Origin of the sequence: Janthinobacterium sp. HH106 (assembly GCF_001758725.1) — a bacterium.
GTDB lineage: Bacteria > Pseudomonadota > Gammaproteobacteria > Burkholderiales > Burkholderiaceae_D > Janthinobacterium.
In genome coordinates this window covers 199,305-221,677 of the sequence record NZ_LRIC01000008.1, presented here as the reverse complement: position 1 = coordinate 221,677, position 22,373 = coordinate 199,305, and the positions used below count along the sequence as shown (strand labels likewise).

26 protein-coding genes are annotated in these 22,373 nt (G+C 61.5%); 21 read left to right on the top strand and 5 right to left on the bottom strand.

The features are described from left to right. Positions 1-56 precede the first annotated feature (56 nt). From JAB8_RS05370 to JAB8_RS05315, 12 genes are all read left to right on the top strand, one after another. On the top strand, positions 57-836 hold the full coding sequence (locus JAB8_RS05370) for a hypothetical protein (RefSeq protein ID WP_070288781.1): 780 nt from the start codon (positions 57-59) through the stop codon (positions 834-836). Positions 837-874: 38 nt separating this feature from the next. After that, a complete protein-coding gene (locus tag JAB8_RS05365) occupies positions 875-1,426 on the top strand; it encodes an NADAR family protein (RefSeq protein ID WP_070288780.1) in 552 nt (183 codons plus the stop codon). A 189-nt stretch (positions 1,427-1,615) separates the two neighbouring features. Next, complete coding sequence (iscR, locus tag JAB8_RS05360) at positions 1,616-2,092, top strand: Fe-S cluster assembly transcriptional regulator IscR (RefSeq protein ID WP_034779566.1); 477 nt, start codon at positions 1,616-1,618, stop codon at positions 2,090-2,092. A gap of 70 nt (positions 2,093-2,162) precedes the next feature. Further along, a complete protein-coding gene (locus tag JAB8_RS05355; RefSeq protein WP_275528097.1) occupies positions 2,163-3,389 on the top strand; it encodes an IscS subfamily cysteine desulfurase in 1,227 nt (408 codons plus the stop codon). Between the two features lie 175 nt (positions 3,390-3,564). After that, complete coding sequence (iscU, locus tag JAB8_RS05350; protein WP_034779562.1) at positions 3,565-3,954, top strand: Fe-S cluster assembly scaffold IscU; 390 nt, start codon at positions 3,565-3,567, stop codon at positions 3,952-3,954. A gap of 51 nt (positions 3,955-4,005) precedes the next feature. Then, a complete protein-coding gene (iscA, locus tag JAB8_RS05345; protein WP_034750079.1) occupies positions 4,006-4,326 on the top strand; it encodes an iron-sulfur cluster assembly protein IscA in 321 nt (106 codons plus the stop codon). A 66-nt stretch (positions 4,327-4,392) separates the two neighbouring features. Further along, positions 4,393-4,908 (top strand): Fe-S protein assembly co-chaperone HscB, encoded by a 516-nt coding sequence (gene hscB, locus JAB8_RS05340; RefSeq protein WP_070288778.1) that lies wholly within the window; start codon positions 4,393-4,395, stop codon positions 4,906-4,908. Between the two features lie 108 nt (positions 4,909-5,016). Beyond that, complete coding sequence (gene hscA, locus JAB8_RS05335) at positions 5,017-6,897, top strand: Fe-S protein assembly chaperone HscA (RefSeq protein ID WP_070288777.1); 1,881 nt, start codon at positions 5,017-5,019, stop codon at positions 6,895-6,897. A 71-nt stretch (positions 6,898-6,968) separates the two neighbouring features. After that, entirely contained in the window at positions 6,969-7,310 is a 342-nt protein-coding gene (gene fdx / locus JAB8_RS05330) for an ISC system 2Fe-2S type ferredoxin (RefSeq protein ID WP_034750070.1), read from the top strand. A 1-nt stretch (position 7,311) separates the two neighbouring features. Beyond that, a complete protein-coding gene (gene iscX / locus JAB8_RS05325; protein ID WP_070288776.1) occupies positions 7,312-7,506 on the top strand; it encodes a Fe-S cluster assembly protein IscX in 195 nt (64 codons plus the stop codon). A 64-nt stretch (positions 7,507-7,570) separates the two neighbouring features. Beyond that, positions 7,571-8,410 (top strand): SAM-dependent methyltransferase, encoded by an 840-nt coding sequence (locus JAB8_RS05320; protein ID WP_139142954.1) that lies wholly within the window; start codon positions 7,571-7,573, stop codon positions 8,408-8,410. A 198-nt stretch (positions 8,411-8,608) separates the two neighbouring features. Continuing rightward, the gene (locus JAB8_RS05315; RefSeq protein ID WP_070288774.1) at positions 8,609-9,367 is read left to right on the top strand and encodes an rRNA pseudouridine synthase; all 759 of its coding nucleotides are present in this window, start codon (positions 8,609-8,611) and stop codon (positions 9,365-9,367) included. Here JAB8_RS05315 and JAB8_RS05310 read toward each other — a convergent pair. The 5 genes from JAB8_RS05310 to JAB8_RS05290 form a co-directional block, all read right to left on the bottom strand. Beyond that, complete coding sequence (locus JAB8_RS05310) at positions 9,364-9,792, bottom strand: group III truncated hemoglobin (RefSeq protein WP_070288773.1); 429 nt, start codon at positions 9,790-9,792, stop codon at positions 9,364-9,366. The genes JAB8_RS05315 and JAB8_RS05310 overlap by 4 nt on opposite strands. A 62-nt stretch (positions 9,793-9,854) precedes the next feature. Continuing rightward, the gene (locus JAB8_RS05305) at positions 9,855-10,391 is read right to left on the bottom strand and encodes an RDD family protein (RefSeq protein WP_070288772.1); all 537 of its coding nucleotides are present in this window, start codon (positions 10,389-10,391) and stop codon (positions 9,855-9,857) included. After that, the gene (locus JAB8_RS05300; RefSeq protein WP_070288771.1) at positions 10,381-11,148 is read right to left on the bottom strand and encodes a DUF3106 domain-containing protein; all 768 of its coding nucleotides are present in this window, start codon (positions 11,146-11,148) and stop codon (positions 10,381-10,383) included. The genes JAB8_RS05305 and JAB8_RS05300 overlap by 11 nt, the downstream gene beginning before the upstream one ends. Then, positions 11,149-11,553, bottom strand: coding sequence for a DUF3619 family protein (locus tag JAB8_RS05295; RefSeq protein WP_070288770.1), 405 nt, complete (start codon positions 11,551-11,553; stop codon positions 11,149-11,151). Continuing rightward, a complete protein-coding gene (locus JAB8_RS05290; RefSeq protein ID WP_034779551.1) occupies positions 11,550-12,119 on the bottom strand; it encodes an RNA polymerase sigma factor in 570 nt (189 codons plus the stop codon). The genes JAB8_RS05295 and JAB8_RS05290 overlap by 4 nt, the downstream gene beginning before the upstream one ends. Before the next feature lie 496 nt (positions 12,120-12,615). On the opposite strand from JAB8_RS05290, the gene JAB8_RS05285 reads away from it, so the two are divergent. The 9 genes from JAB8_RS05285 to JAB8_RS05245 all read left to right on the top strand — a co-directional run bounded on the left by JAB8_RS05285 (position 12,616) and on the right by JAB8_RS05245 (position 22,313). Continuing rightward, on the top strand, positions 12,616-14,346 hold the full coding sequence (locus tag JAB8_RS05285; protein WP_071650268.1) for an acetolactate synthase 3 catalytic subunit: 1,731 nt from the start codon (positions 12,616-12,618) through the stop codon (positions 14,344-14,346). Position 14,347: 1 nt separating this feature from the next. Beyond that, positions 14,348-14,839: an acetolactate synthase small subunit gene (ilvN, locus tag JAB8_RS05280; protein ID WP_010399754.1), complete on the top strand. Its 492-nt coding sequence runs from the start codon at positions 14,348-14,350 to the stop codon at positions 14,837-14,839. A gap of 74 nt (positions 14,840-14,913) precedes the next feature. Further along, entirely contained in the window at positions 14,914-15,930 is a 1,017-nt protein-coding gene (ilvC, locus tag JAB8_RS05275; RefSeq protein WP_034750044.1) for a ketol-acid reductoisomerase, read from the top strand. A gap of 110 nt (positions 15,931-16,040) precedes the next feature. Then, positions 16,041-16,490, top strand: a complete 450-nt coding sequence (locus JAB8_RS05270; protein ID WP_139142951.1) for a hypothetical protein — start codon at positions 16,041-16,043, stop codon at positions 16,488-16,490. A 176-nt stretch (positions 16,491-16,666) separates the two neighbouring features. Further along, entirely contained in the window at positions 16,667-17,893 is a 1,227-nt protein-coding gene (locus JAB8_RS05265; protein WP_070288768.1) for an MFS transporter, read from the top strand. 205 nt (positions 17,894-18,098) lie between these two features. Further along, positions 18,099-18,854 (top strand): SIMPL domain-containing protein, encoded by a 756-nt coding sequence (locus JAB8_RS05260; protein ID WP_070288767.1) that lies wholly within the window; start codon positions 18,099-18,101, stop codon positions 18,852-18,854. Positions 18,855-18,955: 101 nt separating this feature from the next. Then, on the top strand, positions 18,956-19,711 hold the full coding sequence (locus tag JAB8_RS05255; protein WP_070288766.1) for an SIMPL domain-containing protein: 756 nt from the start codon (positions 18,956-18,958) through the stop codon (positions 19,709-19,711). A 157-nt stretch (positions 19,712-19,868) separates the two neighbouring features. Further along, positions 19,869-20,720: a CDP-diacylglycerol--serine O-phosphatidyltransferase gene (pssA, locus tag JAB8_RS05250; protein WP_070288765.1), complete on the top strand. Its 852-nt coding sequence runs from the start codon at positions 19,869-19,871 to the stop codon at positions 20,718-20,720. A gap of 48 nt (positions 20,721-20,768) precedes the next feature. Next, positions 20,769-22,313 carry a 2-isopropylmalate synthase gene (locus JAB8_RS05245; RefSeq protein ID WP_070288764.1) on the top strand — a complete coding sequence of 515 codons (1,545 nt, stop codon included), beginning with the start codon at positions 20,769-20,771 and terminating at the stop codon, positions 22,311-22,313. Positions 22,314-22,373: the final 60 nt, after the last annotated feature.

Here is a 22,373-nt window from a genome sequence, read left to right as displayed (position 1 = left end):
ACCCGCTTGCCGGTAGGCTACAATTTGCGTTTGCCCAAATATTTTACTGACGCGCCATGACCGCAACAACCGTTCCTGCCAGCATCACCGATGCCCTGTCCCTGGCGCATGCTTCCTGGCGTCCCGTCCTGCTGCGCGGCTTGCACGCCGTGATGGCGGCCGATCCCGCCTACCTGCCGGCGCTGGCTGCCGACGATTATCTGCCCACGCAGGGCCGGCTGTTCGCCGCCTTTGCCCTGCCGCTGGCGCAGGTGCGCTACGTGCTGGTGGGCGAGGGACCGTATCCGCGCGCCGACAGCGCCACGGGCGTGTGCTTCATGGATGGCGCCGTGGGCAGCCTGTGGTCGGCGACGGGCCTGTCGAAGCCCGTCAACCGCGCCACATCCCTGCGCAACTTCATGAAGATGCTGCTGGTGGCCGATGGCCAGCTGCAGGGCGGCGACACGTCCGGCGTGGCCATGGCGCCCGTGGCCGCCGCCGCGCAGCTGCCGGGCAGCGGCGCGATCCAGACCCTGCCCGACTTGCAGCGCAAGATGACGGAGCAGGGTTTCTTGCTGCTCAATGCGGCGCTGGTATTCCGTGCCCACGTGCCGCCCGTGCAGGATGCGCGCGGCTGGCTGCCTTTCCTGCAGGTGGTGCTGGAAGCGCTGGCGCTGCAGGGCGGGGCGGCCTTGCCGCAACTGGTGCTGTGGGGCAAGATTGCCGAGCTCATCAAACGCTTGCCAGTGGCCGCAGCCTTGCCGCAGGTGACGGCGGAACATCCGTATAATCTGTCCTTTATCGGCAACAGCGACATGCAGGCCCTGTTTGGGCCGATGCAACTGTTGCGTGCTTGAGCTTGAATCATCGCCTGTCTGGCGGAAGTGCGGGGAATATGCAAATCAGTAACGTGGAAGAATTGAAGGCGTGGATCGCGGCGGGCGGCGAGCCCGACTATCTGTATTTCTGGGGCCACACGCCGGCGCAGCCGCAGGTGCCCGACAAAAGCTGCTTCAGCCAGTGGTTTCCGTCGCCGTTCAGCCTCGCTGGAGTGACGTATGCCACGGCCGAGCACTACATGATGGCGCAAAAGGCGGCCCTGTTCGGCGACACGGCCGTGCAGGCGCGCATCGTGGCGGCCGCCCGGCCGTCGGAAGTGAAGAAGCTGGGGCGCGAAGTGGCCAATTTTGACGCCAGGGTGTGGGAAGCGGCGCGCGCGGGCATCGTCTTCGATGGCAATTTTGCCAAGTTCTCGCAAAAAGCCGCGCTGCGCAAGTTCTTGCTGGGCACGGGCGAGCGCGTCATCGTCGAAGCCAGTCCCGTCGACCGCATCTGGGGCGTGGGCCTGGCGTCGGACAATCCGCGCATCGGCGATCCGGCCCGCTGGGACGGCTTGAACCTGCTGGGGTTTGAGTTAATGAAAGTACGTAGCGCTCTGCGTGCCTGAGCAGTATTGTTGTTTTCCTGATGCCGCCGTGCCTGGCGCGGCCGGCCATGCCCCTGCCAGCCCTGTGGTCATCGAGGGGCGCTCTGACAAACCCCGCCGAATTTGTTATACTTGACTAAATCATTCAACTACTCAGGGTTTGAGAAGTTGAAAAACCGCAATATTTTAAACCAGTTGACCAGAGGATGTATGCGTCTGACTACAAAAGGCCGTTTTGCCGTGACAGCGATGATCGATCTTGCCCTGCGCCAGGGCAAGGGACCGGTCACCTTGTCCGGCATCAGCCAGCGCCAGTCGATTTCCCTGTCCTACCTGGAACAGCTGTTCGGCAAGCTGCGCCGGCATGAGATCGTCGAGTCGATCCGCGGTCCGGGCGGCGGCTACAGCCTGGCGCGCCGTGCTGACAAGGTGACGGTGGCCGACATCATCATCGCCGTTGACGAGCCGCTCGACGCCACGCAGTGCGGCGGCAAGGAGCATTGCCACGGCGCCGACGCGGCCACGGGCGCGCGCTGCATGACGCATGAATTGTGGTCCACGCTCAATGAAAAAATGGTCGATTATCTGGATTCTGTGTCCTTGCAGGACCTGGTCGACCAGCAGAGACAAAAGATTGCCGAACAAAGCGTGATGGTGATGCACCGTAACCACGCCGCCCTCGGTTGAACATAACAAAATACCAAGTTGCTGATTGCAGGAGTTATTGATGAACGCCCCAGAAAAAAACGTAGGCCAAGTGCACTTTGAAACCGCACCGCATTTCCCGATCTACATGGATTACTCGGCCACCACGCCGATCGATCCACGCGTCGCCGACAAGATGATTCCCTACCTGCGCGAGCAGTTCGGCAATCCGGCATCGCGCAGCCACATGTATGGCTGGACGGCGGAAAAAGCCGTGGAAGAGGCACGCGGCCACGTGGCGGCCCTGGTGAACGCCGATCCGCGCGAAATCATCTGGACGTCCGGCGCGACGGAAAGCAACAACCTGGCCATCAAGGGCGCGGCGCAGTTCTACAAGACCAAGGGCAAGCACATCATCACCGTCAAGACCGAGCACAAATCGGTGCTCGACACGGTGCGCGAACTGGAACGCATCGGCTTCGAGGCGACCTACCTGGAACCGCAGGACAACGGCCTGATCACCGTCGAGCAGCTGGCCGCGGCCGTGCGCCCGGACACCATCCTCGTGTCGGTGATGCTGGTGAACAATGAAATCGGCGTGATCCAGCCTATCGACGAGATCGGCGTGTTCTGCCGCTCGAAAGGCATCATCTTCCATTGCGACGCCGCGCAAGCGACGGGCAAGGTCGTCATCGACCTGCAAAAGACCAAGGTCGACCTGATGACCTTCACGGCACATAAAACCTACGGCCCGAAAGGCGTGGGCGCCCTGTACGTCTGCCGCAAGCCGCGCGTGCGCCTGGAAGCGCAGATGCACGGCGGCGGCCATGAGCGCGGCCTGCGCTCGGGCACCCTGCCGACGCACCAGATCGTCGGCATGGGCGAAAGCTTCCGCATCGCCAAGGAAGAGATGGACAGCGAAATCGGCCGCATCAAGGCCTTGCGCGACCGCCTGGCCAAGGGCCTGCAGGAGATCGAAGAAGTCTACATCAACGGCGACATGGACCACCGCGTGCCGCACAACCTGAACGTCAGCTTCAACTACGTCGAAGGCGAGTCGCTGATCATGGCGATCAAGGATATCGCCGTGTCGTCCGGTTCGGCCTGCACCTCGGCCAGCCTGGAACCATCGTACGTGCTGCGCGCCCTAGGCCGCAGCGACGAACTGGCGCACAGCTCGATCCGCTTCACCATCGGCCGTTTCTCGACCGAGGAAGACATCGACTTCGCCGTGAACCTGCTGAAATCGAAAGTACACAAATTGCGCGAACTGTCGCCGCTGTGGGACATGTTCAAAGAGGGAATCGATATTAACTCCATCCAATGGGCAGCCCACTAAAAGCACCTGTTAAACCTACTGCGCGTCGCGATTTGCGGCCTGCGATGCTCACTGTGCTACAGCACAGTTCCGCTTCTCGGCCACAACTCACTGCCGCTCGCTACGGTTTTCCAGGCACTTGAAGATAAATTGGCCTCGTGAATGGGGCCGGCAAGAATATTAAAGGAGCATCAAAATGGCTTACTCGGACAAAGTACTCGATCACTACGAAAACCCGCGCAACGTGGGCGCTTTCGACAAGGGTGATGAAACCATCGGCACCGGCATGGTGGGCGCGCCCGCCTGCGGCGACGTGATGAAACTGCAGATCAAGGTCGGCGCCGATGGCCTGATCGAAGACGCGAAATTCAAGACCTATGGCTGCGGTTCGGCCATCGCGTCGAGCTCGCTGGTAACGGAATGGGTCAAAGGTAAAACCCTGGACCAGGCGCTGGCCATCAAGAACACGCAGATCGCCGAAGAACTGGCCCTGCCGCCAGTGAAGATCCACTGCTCCATCCTGGCGGAAGACGCCATCAAGGCGGCGGTATTGGATTATCAAACGCGTCACCCGGCAGCAGCTTAATCGTTGGTAGCCCGCCCCAGCCGCAAGGCCGGGGCAGTTACGGAGAAATACATGATCACACTGACCGAAAAAGCGGCGAAACACATCAACCGTTATATCGAACGGCGCGGCAAGGGCATGGGCCTGCGCTTCGGCGTGCGCACCACGGGCTGCTCGGGCCTGGCCTACAAGCTCGAATATGTCGATGAGGCGGCGGCCGAAGACAGCGTCTTCGAATCGCACGGCGTGAAAGTCTTCGTCGACCCGAAAAGCTTGCCTTACATCGACGGCACGGAACTCGATTTCGCGCGCGAAGGCTTGAACGAAGGCTTCAAGTTCCACAATCCGAACGAAAAAGACGCCTGCGGCTGCGGCGAGTCCTTCAGGATTTAAACAGCTGGCAAGACCCCGGTCGGTGCGCTGTACCCATCGATTGCGGTACAGCGACCACTGACAATTATGCAAAACCACTTCGAATTATTCCAGTTGCCGGCGCAGTTCGGGCTCGACATGAGCGCGCTGGACGCGGCTTATCGCGACGTGCAGGGCAAGGTCCACCCGGACCGTTTCATCAACGCCAGCAGCGCTGAAAAGCGCGTGGCGATGCAATGGGCCACGCGCGCCAATGAAGCCTACCAAACCCTGAAAAGCCCCCAAAAGCGCGCGCAATACCTGTGCGAACTCAATGGCGTCGATCTGCAGACGGAATCGAACACGGCCATGCCCGTCAGCTTCCTGATGCAGCAGATGGAATGGCGCGAGGAACTGGGCGATGCGCGCGCGGGCAAGGATGCCGACGCGCTCGACGCCCTGGACCGCCAGCTGCGCGCCGAACGCAAGGCCTTGCTGGCCCAGGTGGCCGCCCAGCTAGACGCCGACGACTACGTGAATGCGGCGCAAAGCGTGCGCGCCCTGATGTTCCTCGACAAATTCGGCGAGGAAGTGCGTTTTGCCTATGAGGCCATCGAGGCTTGACCCGGCGATCGCTTGACCGGCGTGCCAAGCGCCAGTCCGGCCCCCGTCTTATAATGCGCACCAGGCATCAGCTGCATCACGCAAAAAATTAATCGAGGCACGAATACAATGGCACTTCTGCAAATTTCCGAACCAGGCATGTCGACCGCGCCGCACCAGCACCGCCTGGCCGTCGGCATCGATCTTGGCACCACCAATTCCCTGGTCGCGACCGTGCGCAACAGCATTCCCGAGGTGCTCAACGACGAAGAAGGGCACTCTTTGCTGCCGTCCGTCGTGCGCTACCTGCCGAACGGCCACGCCAACATCGGCTACAAGGCCCTGTCCGCGCAAACCACCGACCCGAAGAACACCATCGTGTCCGTCAAGCGCTTCATGGGCCGCGGCCTGGCCGACATCGCCTACGCGGAAAACCTGCCGTACGACTTCCAGGATACGCCTGGCATGGTGCAGCTGAAAACCGTGGCCGGCGTGAAAAGCCCCGTCGAAGTGTCGGCGCAAATCCTCGCCACCTTGCGCCAGCGCGCGGAAGACTCGCTCGGCGACGACCTGGTGGGCGCCGTGATCACCGTGCCCGCCTACTTTGACGATGCGCAGCGCCAGGCGACGAAAGATGCGGCGCAATTGGCCGGCATCAATGTGCTTCGCCTGCTGAGCGAGCCGACGGCTGCCGCCATCGCGTATGGCCTCGACAACGCCTCCGAAGGCGTGTACGCCGTGTACGACCTGGGCGGCGGCACTTTCGATATCTCGATCCTGAAGCTGAGCAAGGGTGTCTTCGAAGTGCTGTCCACGGGCGGCGACTCGGCCCTGGGCGGCGACGATTTCGACCGCCGCCTGTTCTGCTGGATCAGCGAGCAGGCCAAGCTGGCGCCGCTGTCGGACGAAGACACGGCCATCCTGATGGTGAAAGCGCGCGAAATCAAGGAAACGCTGTCGACCAAGCCGGAAACGATGATCGACGCGGCCCTGAACTCGGGCGAAGAAATCCACTTGCGCATCACGGCCGCGGACTTTGCCGCCATGACGCAGCACCTGGTGGCCAAGACCATGAATGCCATCAAGAAAGCCCTGCGCGACGCGAACGTGGATGCGGATGACGTCGACGGCGTGGTGATGGTGGGCGGTGCCACGCGCATGCCGCACGTGCAGCGCGCCGTCAGCGAATTCTTCCACACGACGCCGCATGCGAATATCGACCCCGATAAGGTGGTGGCGCTGGGCGCGGCCATCCAGGCGAACTTGCTGGCCGGCAACCGTGCCGCCGGCGACGACTGGCTGTTGCTGGACGTGATTCCGCTGTCGCTCGGTATCGAAACCATGGGCGGTCTGGTGGAAAAGATCATCCCGCGCAACTCGACCATACCATGCGCGCGCGCGCAGGAATTCACGACATTTAAAGATGGCCAGACGGCCCTGGCCGTGCACGTGCTGCAGGGCGAGCGCGAACTGGTCAGCGATTGCCGTTCCTTGGCGCGTTTTGAATTGCGCGGCATTCCGCCGATGGTGGCCGGCGCCGCGCGCATCCGCATCACCTACCAGGTCGATGCGGACGGCTTGCTGTCCGTCTCGGCGCGTGAACTGCGCTCGGGCGTGGAAGCGTCGATCAGCGTCAAGCCCGCGTATGGCCTGGGCGACGACGACATCGCCCGCATGCTGCAGGATTCGTACACCTCGGCCGACACCGACATGGTGGCGCGCGCGCTGCGCGAAGAGCAGGTGGAAGCGGAACGCATCCTGCTGGCCACGCAGTCGGCGCTGGACGAGGACGGCGGCTTGCTCGACGACGCCGAGCGCGTGGCTGTCGATGGCTTGATGACGAAGGTGCGCGATGCCATCGTGCAGTCGCAAAGCGGCGCCATCGACCACCAGGCATTAAAACTGGCGATCGAGGCGCTGGCCGACGGCACCGAGGATTTCGCCTCGCGCCGCATGGACCGCAGCGTGCGTACTGCTCTCACCGGCAAGTCGCTGGATCAGGTCGTATAACACTAATTGAACAGCACGCCGCAGGCACTCGCCGCGGCGGCGCTCCGAATGACAGACTGAAAGAAGAAACCATGCCACAAATCGTTATCCTGCCGCACGCCAAGCTTTGCCCGGACGGCGCCGTCATCGAAGCCCCGGCCGGCAAGTCCATCTGCGACATCCTGCTGGAAAACGACATCGACATCGAGCACGCCTGCGAAAAATCGTGCGCCTGCACCACCTGCCACGTGCTGGTGCGCGAAGGCATCGAATCCCTGAACGAAGCGACGGAACTGGAAGAAGACATGCTGGACAAGGCCTGGGGCCTGGAAGCCGTGTCGCGCCTGTCGTGCCAGTCCATCGTGGCCGAGGCCGACCTCGTCGTCGAAATCCCGAAATACACGATCAACCAGGTCAGCGAAGGCAGCCACTAACATGAAATGGTCCGACATACACGCGATCGCCGAGGCTTTGTTCGATGCGCATCCGGACATCGATCCGCTGACCGTGCGTTTCACCGACCTGCACAACTGGGTGGTGGAACTGGACGGCTTCGACGATGACCACACGCGCGGCGGCGAAAAAGTGCTCGAAGCGATACAGATGGCGTGGATCGATGAAGCGCGCTAAGGGCGCGGCACCCGCCGCCACCGCAGCCGTTGCGCCGAAAGACATCATCACGGCCGCCAGCAACATGCCCGAGATCAAGGATGGCCAGTCGGTCGCCTTGCTGCAGGAATTGCACATCCTGACGCGCGACGGCAAGATGAACCAGGACAGCCGCCGCAAGCTCAAGCAGGTGTACCACCTGACGCAGTTCATCGAGCCGCTGCTGCGCGAAGTGCAGTTGGACCACCCCGGCGTGTCCTTGGTCGACCACGGCGCCGGCAAGTCGTATCTGGGTTTCATTCTGTACGATCTGTTCTTCAAGAACGGCAACGACGGTTCGCACATCTACGGCATCGAGACGCGCGAAGAGCTGGTGCAGCGCTCGCAGGAGCTGGCGAAGAAATTCAAGTTTCCCGGCATGTCGTTTTTACCGCTGTCCGTGGCCGAATCGACGGAATCGAACTTGCTGCCGCAGCAGATCGACATCGTCACGGCCTTGCATGCGTGCAACACGGCGACGGACGACGCCATCCACTTCGCCCTGAAGAAAAAGGCGAAGTTCATGGTGCTGGTGCCATGCTGCCAGGCGGAAGTCGCTTCCGTCCTGAAGAAGAACAAGGGCAAGAGTCTGGGCAAGAACGTCTTGACGGAATTGTGGCGCCACCCGCTGCACACGCGCGAGTTCGGCAGCCAGATCACCAACGTGCTGCGCTGTCTGCAGCTGGAAGCCCATGGCTACCAGGTCAGCGTGACGGAACTGGTGGGCTGGGAGCATTCGATGAAGAATGAACTGATCATCGCCAGCTACAAAAACCTGCCGCGCCAGCGCCCCACCGAGCGCCTGCAGGAAGTGCTGCAAACGCTGGGCCTGGAAGAGATGGGCCACCGCTTCTTTGCCGAGGAATTGGCGAAGGCGCAGGCCTGATTGTTGGCTTACGCGGCAAGCCGCTAAGCCAACCTACAAAACCGCACATGGTCAGGTAGGTCGGGTAGGTCGGATTAGCGCAGCGTAATCCGACAATCAGCAGCGTAATCCGACAATCAGCAGCGCAAGTCGTAAAAGGGGAGGAGCGGGTCGGTTACAATACCGGCTTTCTCCTCCTCCTGCTTTTTGCGCCTCCCCATGACCACACCACACGAAATGCCCACCGTCCGCCTGGCCAAGCGCCTGTCCGAAGACGTGCCCTGTTCGCGCCGCGAGGCCGAGCTGTATATCGAGGGCGGCTGGGTGACGGTCGATGGCGTGCTGGTGGAAGAGTCGGGCGCGCGCGTGGCCGACAACCAGACCGTGGTGCTGCTGCCGAACGCCACCCTCGATGAAATGCCGCCCGTGACGATTTTGCTGCACAAGCCGGCCGGCATCAACGGCGGCGTGGGCGCGGAAGGCAAGCCGGCCCTGAGCTGTTTGCGTCCCGAAGAGATTTTTACGCCGGAGAACGTGGCGCCCAGCTCCATCACGCGCTTCCTCAAGCGCCATTTGATCGGCCTGACCATCACCAATCCGCTCGACACCATGGCGTCCGGCCTGCTGGTGTTCACGCAGGATTTCCGCGTCGCCCGCAAGCTGGTCGATGAAGCGAAAACGGTGGAGCAGGAATTTATCGTGGAAGTGTCGGGCACTATCGCTGAGAATGGCCTTGCGCTGCTCAATTACGGCTTGCCCTTCAATGGCAAGCCTTTGCCGCCGATCAAGGTCAGCTGGCAGAACGAGACGCGCCTGCGCTTCGCCCTGAAAAACGTGCAGCCGGGCCAGATCGCCCATATGTGCAAGATGGTGGGACTGGACGTCGTTGCCATGAAGCGCTTGCGCATCGGCCGCATCCCGATGGGCGCCATGCCCGTGGGGCAATGGCGTTACCTTCAAGGTTACGAGAGGTTCTAAAGCTGCGGCGCTCCGATGGAGTGGTTTTCCGCAAAGCTTTTCCATAGCCGTTCGGCAATATTCAAGGCGATGGTATCGGCTTTCTCCTGCAGGGCCGGGTTGCCCATGCTTTCGGTCGTGGCGAAGAACAGGGTCAGCCAGCGGCGGAACATGCACGGCGTTAGGTTTTCCATATTCGCGTGCTGGGCCAGCGGCTTGCCGTGGTAGCGCATGGTGCCGCGCAGCAAGCCTGACCAGAAATCGACCAATGTTGCCAAGTGGGCATCCCAATCCTTGACCTCGGCGGCAAAGATGGGGCCCAGCATGGCGTCGTCGCGCGCGGCCGCATAAAAGGTGTGGACGAGATGCTTGACGTCGTCTTCGCTGCAGACTTCCTCGCGATAGGCGGCGAAGCGTGTGTGGGGGAGGGGGGCGGTATTCTTCATGGCATGCCATGATCGCAGAGCCCCCGTGGCGCTTCAATGACCCAGGTCAAGCCGCATAAAACTCAGGCGGCGACTTTCTTCGCCTTCTTCGCCGGGGCCGGCAATTGCACGATCTGCGTGCCCGCCAGCTTGTCGTGCAGGAATTGCCCGTTGCCGGTGAACAGGGCCGTGGCCGACCAGGCCAGGATGCCCACGCCGATGGCGCCCAAGGCTGTCCAGTGCTGCAAACCGAATACATACGACACCAGCAAGGCTGGCAGCAGCCACATCCATGACAGGATGTAGCGGTACGCGGCCACGCGCAGCGGCACGTGGGCGTGGCCCGGTAGCACGACTTTCAGGCGCCACGTCTTCATGGCCAGGGTTTGCCCTTCGCGGCTCCATTGATGGATGAAATACGCGCCCATGACGAGGAAGGCCAGGCATTGGCGCATGTGTTCCGTCATGGGCGTATGCGCGCCCTGCACGGCCAGTTCAAACAGCAGGAAGGGCAGAAACAGCACGGCCAGGGCCAGCAGCGACTCGTACACCATGGAAATCAGGCGGCGCTTGATCGTGGGATGGGAAGTGATGCTGGCGGCGGGCGTGCTATTTGACATTGGTCGGCAGTGGGGCAGGCGTAACAGGTGGCGTGACAGGCACGGCGGCGGGGGGCGCGGCAGGATCCGTCAGCGGCACGACCGCCGCTGGCGCAGCGGCTGGCGGCAGGACGGGCGCGGCGGCAGGCGCTGCCGGCGTGGCGGGCGGCACGATCACGGGCGGCTTGCTCGTGGTCGAATTGATCGCAGGCACCTTGCCCAGCGGTTTTTTCGGCACGAGTTCCGTCGCCAGCTTTTTCTTTTGATCTTCCGGCAATTGCTGGTATTGCTCCCATTGCGCGGTTTTTTGACCCGGATCAATCTTCTTCGTGCGCGTGTAGTTTTCGCGCACGAGGCGGCGCTGTTCCGGCGTCAGCTTGATCCATTCGCGCATGCGTTCATGCACGCGGATTTGCTCGTCCGCCGTCATCGAGGCAAAACGGCTGGCGATATCGAGCCATTTCTGCTTGCGCAGCGGTTCCAGCTTGTTCCATTCGCCCGCCAGCGGCTGCAGGGCTTCCTGCTGCGCGCGCGACAGCTTGTTCCACGATGGATTCTCGCTGGCCTTGGGCGGCGTGCCGCCCTTGCCGGCTGTGCGGGGCGAACCGGGCTTGACGGCTGAGGCCGGCGCCGGCGCCACCACGGGCGCTGCCGCCACGGGAGGCGCGGCGGGCGCGGGATGTTGCTGCGCGCCTACCCAGGCGGCGCCCGCCAAGGCGCAGGCGCCCAGGCCGATGCCGCCGGCCAGCCAGCCTTTGCGTACGCTCGTGCCTGCCATTTATTGCTCGCGTTTCGTCAGGTAGGCGTTGAAGCCATGGTCCATGTACGCAGACAGCGGCAATTCGTCCGACAGAACGGCGGCATCGATTTCTGCCAGTTCGGCAATATGTTGTTCCTGCTCAAACTGATAGATGCCCACCAGGCCGCCGACGAGCAGCAGCAGGGGGATGATGACGCTCATGCGGCCCAGCCACGACAGCGGCTCGACGAACAGGCTGCTGGCGACGCCGGCGAACACGTTCTGGCGCACGGCGACAGCGGCGGGCGCGTCCGCCTTCTTGCGCGACAGGGCCAGCTTGCGTGCCGCTGCCAGGCGATCGGCGGTCGATGCGGGCAGGTCGTCGAGTTTTTCGTTCAGTGCATGGCGCACTTTGTAAGCGAAATTGAGATCGTCGGTGTTCATAATTTAATTCCCTTGGCTTTCAGCGATTCGGCGAGCGTGTGGGTAGCTCTAGAGCAATGTGTTTTCACGCTACCTTCGGAGCAACCCATCGCTTCCGCTGTTTCAGCCACATCCATGTCCTGCCAATAACGCATGAGGAAGGCTTCGCGTTGACGTGAGGGCAGTTTTTGTACCTCGGCATCAATCAAATCAAGGATTTGCGCGCGTTCGACCTGGTCGGCCGACGATTCGGCGGCGCTGGAGCCCTGTTCCGATTCATACGTGTCAAGTATATCAAAATCTTCATGTTCGTCGCCCGAGGGCTTCATGCCGGAAAACAGGCTGACCCAGGTGTTGCGAACTTTTTCACGGCGGAAATAATCAAGGATGGTGTTCTGCAAGATGCGCTGGAACAGCATCGGCAGCTCGGCGGCCGGCTTGTCGCCGTATTTCTCGGCCAGCTTGATCATGGCGTCCTGCACGATGTCGAGGGCCGATTCTTCCTTGCGGACCGCGTAGGCGGCCTGCTTGAAAGCGCGCCGCTCGACATTTTCTAGAAAGTCGGATAATTCTTTGTCTGTTGCCATGCGGTATGGGGATCTTAGCGGCTGCGGGATGCGGTGGGCGAAATGGGGGCGGGTATGCTTTTTGCAACCCCGTGCATGCTAGCAAAAAATGTGCGTTTCCGCAGGGTTTTTGCACGTTGTGCGAGCAAAAATGCAGCGAGGCCGACATTTTCCTTGACCATAATGGTGCAACGCGATAACGTATGGGACGCTTTGAACACCCCAAAGCCCTATGGTCAGGTCGCGACCGGCACACAAGGCCAGCAGCGGCAAGACGCGCTTTCATTTGTAGGCAGTTTGTTCTAACCCGCGCCACAAGCGCGAGCGGTTCGTACAGGCGCCACAGAAACTCCGGCCAAACGAGTTGCGTTAAGCGTTGTTTTGTAAGGTATCTATGGGTGCCCAAAGAAATTGCGTGACCGCATGAAAAGGGAAGCAGGAGCACTGTTGCGTTAGGCGTACCTCGTCAGGAAAGAACATCCGATCAATCTCCAATGGACCTTGAAAGGAATGTTTCATGAATACCGAAGCAGCAGCAGGACCAATTACGGGCGCAGAAATTGTCGTGCGCTGTCTGGCTGAAGAGGGCGTCGAGCACGTCTTTGGATATCCGGGCGGAGCCGTACTCTACATCTACGACGCCATCTTCCAGCAAAACAAATTCCAGCATATCCTGGTACGCCACGAGCAGGCCGCGATCCACGCCGCCGATGCCTATTCGCGCAGCTCGAACAAAGTCGGTGTCGCCATCGTCACGTCCGGTCCGGGCGTCACGAATGCCGTCACGGGCCTGTCGACCGCGTACATGGACTCGATTCCCATGGTGGTGATCTCCGGCCAGGTGCCGAGCCACGCCATCGGCCAGGATGCGTTCCAGGAATGCGACACGGTCGGCATCACGCGCCCCGTCGTCAAGCATAACTTCCTCGTCAAGGACGTCAAGGACCTGGCAGCGACGATCAAGAAAGCCTTCTTTATCGCCCGTACCGGCCGTCCGGGACCCGTGCTGGTCGATATCCCCAAGGATATCAGCATGCACAAATGCCATTTCGACTATCCGAAGGAAGTCGAGATGCGTTCCTACCGTCCCGTCGACAAGGGCCATTCGGGTCAGATCCGCAAGGCCGTGCAGCTGTTGCTGCAAGCCGAGCGCCCGATGATCTACACTGGCGGCGGCGTCATCCTGGCAAATGCCTCGGCCGAGCTGAACAAGCTGGTCGACCGCCTGGGTTTCCCGTGCACCAACACCTTGATGGGCCTGGGCGGCTACCGCGCCTCGAGCGAGCAGTATGTCGGCATGCCCGGCATGCACGGCACCTATGAAGCGAACATGGCGATGCAGAACTGCGACGTCCTGATCGCCATCGGCGCCCGTTTCGATGACCGCGTGATCGGCAACCCGAAACATTTCGCCTCGCATCCGCGCAAGATCATCCACGTGGACATCGATCCATCGTCGATTTCCAAGCGCGTCAAGGTCGATATCCCCATCGTCGGCAACGTCAAGGACGTGCTGATCGAGTTCCTCGCGCAACTCGACGCGGCCGAAGCCAAGCCGAACGTCAATGCCTTGAGCAACTGGTGGAAGCAGATCGCCGAATGGCGTGGCCGCGAATGCCTGAAATACCCGACTTCCGACCTGGTCATCAAGCCGCAATCGGTGGTGGAAAAAGTGTTCCAGATCACCAAGGGCGACGCCTTCATCACGTCCGACGTGGGCCAGCACCAGATGTGGGCCGCGCAATACTATGGCTTCGACAAGCCGCGCCGCTGGATCAATTCCGGCGGCCTGGGCACCATGGGTGTCGGCTTGCCGTACGCCATGGGCGTGCAGATGGCCAATCCGGACGCCACCGTTGCTTGTATTACCGGCGAAGGTTCGATCCAGATGTGCATCCAGGAACTCGCCACGTGCAAGCAGTATCATCTGACGCCGAAGATCATCATGCTCAACAACCGTTTCCTCGGCATGGTGCGCCAGTGGCAGGAAATCGATTACGGTTCGCGCTATTCCGAGTCGTACATGGATTCGCTGCCCGACTTCGAGAGACTGGCGGAAGCGTATGGCCACGTGGGCATGAAAATTGAAAAACCGGGCGACGTCGATGGCGCGCTGAAAGAGGCGTTTGGCATGAAAGACAGGCTGGTATTCATGAACTTCATTACCGACCAGTCCGAAAACGTGTGGCCCATGGTGAAAGCCGGCAAAGGCCTGTCCGAAATGATGCTCGGTTCGGAGGATCTCTAATATGCGCCACATTATTTCTGTCTTGCTGGAAAACGAAGCGGGCGCCCTGTCGCGCGTGGTGGGCCTGTTCTCGGCACGCGGCTACAACATCGAAACACTGACCGTGGCGCCGACGGAAGACTCGACCCTGTCGCGCATGACCATCGTCACCAGCGGTTCGGACGACATCATCGAGCAGATCACCAAGCACCTGAACCGTCTGATTGAAGTGGTGAAGGTGGTGGACCTGACCGAAGGCCAGCATATCGAACGCGAGCTGATGCTGATCAAGGTTCGTGCCGTGGGCAAGGAGCGCGAGGAAATGAAGCGCACCGCCGATATCTTCCGTGGCCGCATCATCGATGTCACCGAAAAGACGTACACGATCGAACTGACCGGCAACAAGGTCAAGCTCGACGCGTTCATCGATTCGATCGACCGCGCCGCCATTCTGGAAACCGTCCGTACGGGCGGTTCCGGCATCGGCCGCGGCGAACGCATCCTCAAAGTATAAAAATATAAGCAGCACTACGCGGCCCTGGGGCCGCATTTAAAACAACAACGCATCATCAAATGATAGGAAATACCATGAAAGTTTTTTACGACAAAGACGCTGACCTCTCCTTGATCAAAGGCAAAAACGTTGCCATCATCGGCTACGGTTCGCAAGGCCATGCACACGCGCAAAACCTGAACGATTCGGGCGTCAATGTCACCGTCGGCCTGCGCAAGGGCGGCGCTTCGTGGACCAAGGTCGAGCAAGCCGGCTTGAAAGTAGCGGAAGTCAACGACGCCGTGAAAGCGGCCGACGTCATCATGATCCTGTTGCCGGATGAAAACATCGCCCAGGTCTACAACGAAAACATCGCGCCGTTCGCCAAGCAAGGCGCCGTGCTGGCCTTCGCCCACGGCTTCAACGTGCATTACGGCCAAGTCGTGCCGCGCGCCGACCTGGACGTGATCATGGTCGCGCCGAAAGCCCCGGGCCACACCGTGCGCGCCACGTACACCCAGGGTGGCGGCGTGCCCCACCTGATCGCCGTGTACCAGGACAAATCGGGCATCGCCCGCGATATCGCCCTGTCGTACGCTTCGGCCAACGGCGGCGGCCGTGCCGGCATCATTGAGACGAATTTCCGCGAAGAAACCGAAACGGATCTGTTCGGTGAACAAGCCGTGCTGTGCGGCGGCGCCGTGGAACTGATCAAGGCCGGTTTCGAAACCTTGACGGAAGCGGGTTACGCGCCTGAAATGGCGTACTTCGAGTGCTTGCACGAACTGAAGCTGATCGTTGACCTGATCTATGAAGGCGGCATCGCCAACATGAACTACTCGATCTCGAACAACGCGGAATACGGCGAATACGTGACCGGCCCTAAAGTCGTCACCTCGGCCACCAAGGATGCGATGCGTCAATGCCTGAAAGACATTCAAACGGGCGAATACGCGAAGAGCTTCATCCTGGAAAACAAGGCAGGCGCACCGACCCTGATCTCGCGCCGCCGTTTGACGTCCGAGCACCAGATCGAAGAAGTGGGCGCGAAACTGCGCGCCATGATGCCTTGGATCGCCAAGAACAAGATGGTTGACCAGTCGAAGAACTAAGCAGCAATCGTTCCTCACACGAAGCCGGCGCAAGCCGGCTTTTTTTTGCGCGGGCGTTTGGCCGCCAACATCCGTTACAATCAGGCCCAATCAACCATAGCGTCAGCACCATGCTCGTTTTTTCTAAAGTTTTTGTCGGCAATCTTCACGTGGTCAAACGCCCCGTCTCGGTTGCCATCAGTTGCTGGTTTCTGGTCCTCGGCTCGCTGTCAGCGCTGGTGTCTGCTTACCTTGGCCGCAACGATCCCGCCATGCAGGCGTGGATGACGGACGGCGTGATTCCCGCGGAAGTGCAATACGCGATTTTGCTCTTCAGTCAGGGCCTTACCCTGGTGACAGCGCTGGCCATGCTGCAAAGGCAGCGTGGCGCGCGCACCGTGTATCTGGTGTGGGGCGTGATCGACATTGCCATCTGCCTGGCGACCGTGCCGCAGAAGATGTACGTCTTGCCTGGCGCGCTCACGTTCGCCGTCATCTGCGCCTTCCTGTACAGCCCGAAATCGAATGCCTGGTTTTCGCCGCGCAAGGCGGCCAATGATGCCTGCATGACGCCAGCCTGAGCACGGTTGGTTTCGTCACACGCTGTTGGCGCGTTTGCTTTACAATCCCGCCCTTCCTTTGCAGTTTCCTATGGACTGCATCTGTTTCGGTATCTGCCGACCGCAACGCGCATCACCGCTTTTGTAGCACGCCAGGCGCTAGTTTTTTAGCCGCTTGCGCAACCAGAAAGGCCTCCATGACTGACCGTATCACCGCCACGGCGCCCTCGCAGGCTGCTGTTGACTCTTCCATTCCCATCCTCGCCTTGCTGGCCTTGGCCATGACGGCGTTTCTCGCCCTCCTGTCGGAAACCTTGCCGGCCGGCTTGCTGCCGCAGATTGCCCGCGACCTGAATATTTCCGAAGTCATGACGGGCCAGCTGGTCACCGTCTATGCCATCGGTTCCATCCTGACGGCGATCCCCCTGACGGCGCTGACCAGCACCTGGCGCCGGCGCAATGTCCTGTTGCTGGCCATCATCGGCTTCCTGATCTTCAATACGGCGACGGCCCTGGCGCCCAGCTACATCGTCGCCCTGGTCGCGCGCTTCGTGACGGGCATGGCCGCCGGCCTGGCCTGGGGCTTGATGGCCGGCTACGCGCGCCGCATGGTGTCCGTCGAGCAGCAGGGCAGGGCGATGGCCATCGCCATGATCGGCACGCCGCTGGCCCTGTCGCTGGGCGTGCCGCTGGGCACCCTGATGGGTGGCGTGCTGGGCTGGCGCAGCATCTTCGGCATCATGTCCGGCCTGGCCGTGGTGCTGGTCGCGTGGGTGCTGCTGGTCGTGCCCGATTATCCGGGGCAAAAGAATGGCGAACGTCTGTCGATCCGCCAGGTGTTCATGACGCCGGGCGTGCGGCCGATTCTGGCGGTGATCGTCGCCTGGATGCTGGCGCATAACATTCTCTATACCTATATCGCGCCGTTCCTGGCGCCGTCCGGCTTGCGCCCCCGCGTCGACCTGGTGCTGCTCGTGTATGGCGTGGGCTCCTTGGCCGGCATCTGGCTGGTCAGCCAGCTGATCGACCGCTGGCTGCGCCCGCTCGTGCTGGGCTGCATCGCCGCCTTTGCCCTCGTGATGGTGGCGCTGGGCCTGGCGATGGACTCGCCCGCCGTGATCTATGTCAGCATGGCCATCTGGGGCATCACCTTTGGCGGCGCCGGCACCTTGCTGCAGACGGCGTCGGCCGATGCGGCCGGCGACGGCATGGATGTGGCGCAAGCGATGGTGGCGACCATCTGGAACGTGGCCATCGCGGGCGGCGGCCTGGCGGGCGGCATGCTGCTCGACGGCTATGGCGCGGCATCGTTCCCGTGGGCCATGCTGGCCTTGCTGCTGGTGGCCTTGACCATCGCCTGGTGCGCGCACCGCCACAGTTTCAAGCCGGGCCGGCGCAGCGGCGGCGCGGTGCTGGGTCACTAACACACTGTTATTTTCAATGACGGTGTGTTGAAATGTGAGCAGATGTGACTGGCAAGCACATTTTGTGACGATTTGTTAATTTGCGCCACGGGAATGAATGAGGCGTTAGAATCTACACAGTTTGACAAGTTTCTCAGGCGAAAGGGATGGCAAAAGCGTCCCTTTCGCGGGCTGTCAGCCACATTAACTACCTAGGAGTACCCCCATGACCATGATGAAATCCGTCCTTGTTGCCGCCGCAGCCACCGTTGCCCTGAGCGCGCAAGCCCAATCTTTGCCGACCAACGGCACCCTGGTGGTCGTACCCGCATTTGGCGAAGTCAAGCATGTCAATGACCAGGTGGTCGCTACCCTGGCCGTCGAAGAACAGGACAAGGACAAGGCTGCCGCTGCGTCGAGAGTCAACCAGAAGATGAACAAGGGTATCGCCATCGTCAAGCAGGCCGACCCGTCGGCGGCACTGAAATCGTACGGCTACTACACCTATCCCGTTTACCCGGAAGAGCGTCCATTGCCGGCTGGCGCCGTGGCCAAGCCGCGTTTGCCGACGGCCTGGCGCGTCGGCCAGTACCTGGAAGTGACGACGGCCAACCTGGCGTCCCTGCCAAAAACCGTGTCGGCGGCGCAAGGCGTGCTGACCCTGAATGGCTTGAATTTCGGCCTGAAGCCGGAAACCATCCGCTTGCTGGACGACCAGCGCATCGCCGCCACCTATAAAAACCTGAACGAGCGCGTGGCTGCCATCGCCAAGGCCATGGGCCGCAACGTCTCGGACGCCGTGCTCGATACGGTCGACTTCGAAGGTTCGGGCAACTACGCCACGGAAAGCCGTCCTGCCGCCGCGCCGATGATGATGCGCAGCGCCAAGATGGCCGAAGACAGCACCGTCGCCGAACCGAGCTTCGAGCCGGGCGAAACGACGCTCGACATGCGCGTCGTCGGCAAGGTCAAGTTCAAGTAAGCGCGTTAGCGCGGAAATATTTTCGCGTTAGACTGTTTTAAAAATCATGGGGCTGTTGGCCCCATGGTCGTTTTTGCCCCATTATTTTCCAGGAGAACACCATGACCGTCATGAAATCGCTGCTGGCAGCAGCCGCCGCTACCGTTGCCCTGGGCGCCCAAGCCCAGGCCATGCCCACTTCCGGCACCCTCGTGGTGGTGCCCGCCAATGGCGAAGTGGTGCACGCGAACGACCAGGTGACCGTCACCCTGGCCATCGAAGAGCAGGACAAGGACAAGGCCGCCGCCGCCTCGCGCGTCAACCAGAAGATGAACCAGGGCACGGCCATCGTCAAGAAAGCCGATCCGCAAGCCGTGCTGAAGACCCAAGGCTATTACACGTATGCCGTGTACCCGGAAACGGCGCCCTTGCCGCCTGGTGTCGCTGCCAAGCCCAGAGTGCCGACCGGCTGGCGCGTAGGCCAGTACCTGCAGGTGACGACGACCAACCTGGCCGCCTTGCCGAAAACCGTTTCCGCAGCGCAAGGTGTGTTGACCCTGAACCGCCTGAACTTCGGCCTGGCGCCCGCCACCGTGCGCAAGCTCGACGACCAGCGCATCGCCGCCGCCTACAAGAACCTCAACGAGCGCGTGGCCGCCATCGCCGGCGCCATGGGCCGCAACGTCAATGACGCCGTGATCGACACCATCGATTTCGAAGGTTCCGGCAACTATACGCAGCGCGCCAACGTGGCAGGCGCGCGCGCCATGAGCGCCGATTCCATGGGCTACGGCGGCAGCCAGGTGGCCGAACCGAGCTTTGAACCGGGCGAAACGACCCTCAACATGGGCCTGGTGGCCAAGGTCAAGTTCAAATAAGGCTAGTATTGGTGTCAATATTGCCGGCTTGACGCCGCCGCGCTTTTCTTTGGCGGCGGCTCCTCTATAATGACAACATCGGCAGGCGCATGCCCTGACAGTCATGCGCCTGCCATCTGGCACCGATTCCCCCGCAGTACACAAGATATGGAACAACATGGCAAACTTCCCCCGTCGTAGAGGCAAGAACGGCACCCCCGCAGTATCCAAAGCGTCCCGCTTCAGCAAATTCGTGCGCCAGCCGGTGACCGATGGCACTGGCAAGAAAACCTTGCGCCGCCGCGGCATCTATCTGTTGCCGAACGCCTTCACGACGGCAGCCCTGTTTTGCGGCTTCTACGCCATCGTCATGGCCATGAATCAGAAATTCGAACACGCGGCCTGGGCCATCTTCATCGCCATGATCCTCGACGGCCTCGACGGACGCATCGCACGCCTGACGAATACGCAGAGCGAATTCGGCGCGCAGTACGACAGCCTGTCCGACATGGTGTCGTTCGGCGCCGCGCCGGCGCTGGTGATCTACGAATGGTCGCTGCGCGGCATGGGTAAACTGGGCTGGCTGGCCGCCTTCGTGTATTGCGCCGGCGCCGCCCTGCGTCTGGCCCGCTTCAACACGAACATCGCCGTGGTCGACAAGCGCTTCTTCCAGGGCTTGCCCAGCCCGGCGGCGGCGGCCATGGTGGCCGGTTTCATCCTGCTCATGAACGACCTGGAATTTGCCGGCAACCAGCTGGCCTGGGTGTCGTGGACGATCGCCCTGTTCTCGGGCCTGACCATGGTCACCAACGTGCCGTTCTACAGTTTCAAGGATGTGAATTTCCGCAAGTCCGTGCCTTTCATCGTGGTATTCCTGCTGGCATTGTTCTTCGCGCTCATTTCCATCGATCCGCCGAAAGTGCTGTTCCCGATTTTCGTCGTCTATGGCCTGTCCGGCTACGCCGTGTTTTTCTGGCGCATGGCGAAGGGCAAGCCCGTCAGCATCATCCAGACCGACCCCGAGCATTAATACGGCGAGTCGGTAGCGTCGCCAGTCTTCAGCCAGCCAGGAGCAGCCATGAACACCAGCAACCGACTCATCATTTTTGACACCACCTTGCGCGACGGCGAGCAATCGCCGGGCGCCTCCATGACGCGCGAGGAAAAGCTGCGCATCGCCAAGCAGCTCGAGCGCATGAAGGTCGACGTGATCGAAGCGGGCTTCGCCGCCGCCTCGCAGGGCGACTTCGAGTCGATACGGGCGATTGCCGGCGCCGTGCGCGAATCGACCATCTGTTCGCTGTCGCGCGCCAACGACCGCGACATCGCCCGCGCCGCCGAAGCGCTGGCGCCCGCCGAGCGCAAGCGCATCCACACGTTTATCGCCACGTCGCCCCTGCACATGCAGATGAAGCTGCGCATGACGCCCGAGGAAGTCCTGCTGCAGGCGCAGAACGCCGTGCGCTACGCGCGCCAGTTCACGGACGACATCGAATTCAGCCCCGAAGACGGCAGCCGCTCGGACGAGGATTTCCTCTGCCGCGTGCTGGAGGGCGTGATCGCCGAGGGCGCCACCACCATCAATTTCCCCGACACGGTGGGCTACGCCGTGCCTGAAATCTTCGGCAATACCATCAAGCGCTTGCGCGAACGCATACCGAATTCCGATAAAGCCATCTGGTCCGTCCATTGCCATAACGACCTGGGCCTGGCTGTGGCCAATTCTCTGGCCGGCGTCATGATCGGCGGCGCGCGGCAGATCGAATGCACGGTCAATGGCCTCGGTGAGCGGGCCGGCAACACGGCGCTGGAAGAAGTGGTGATGGCGCTGCGCACGCGCGCCGCCTATTACAACTTGACGGTGGGTATCGATACGACGCAAATCGTGGCCGCCTCGAAAATGGTGTCGCAGATCACTGGTTTTGCCGTGCAGCCGAACAAGGCCGTCGTCGGCGCAAACGCCTTTGCGCACGCGTCCGGCATCCACCAGGACGGCATTTTGAAGGCGCGCGAGACGTATGAAATCATGCGCGCCGAAGACGTGGGCTGGACGGCCAACAAGATCGTCCTCGGTAAACTGTCGGGCCGCAATGCCTTCAAGCAGCGGCTGCATGAGCTGGGCATCGCGCTCGAATCCGAGGCGGAAGTCAACGCCGCTTTCCTGCGTTTCAAGGAGCTGGCCGACCGCAAATCCGAGATTTTCGACGAAGACATCATGGCCCTCGTCAGCGAGGAGCAGCAGGCGCAGGAGAGTGAGCACTACCGTTTCATTTCCCTGACGCAGCAGTCGACGACGGGCGCCGTGCCCCATGCGCGCGTGGAATTTCTCGTCGGCGGCGAACAGCGCAGCTGCGAAGGGCGGGGCGACGGTCCCGTTGACGCCACCGTCAACGCCATCGAAAGCGCGGCCGCCAGCGGCGCGGAACTGGTCTTGTTCTCAGTCAATGCCATCAGCACGGGCACGCAGTCGCAGGGCGAGGTCACGATGCGCCTGTCGCGCGACGGGCGCATCGTCAACGGCGTGGGCGCCGACCCGGACATCATCGTCGCGTCGGCCAAGGCGTATTTGTCGGCGCTCAACAAACTGCATGCCAAGGATGAGCGCATCGACCCGCAGCCGTAAGCCGGGGTCAGACCCGCCGGGTCTGACCCCAGAATTTGCATTTGGGATAGGCGCTAGTCT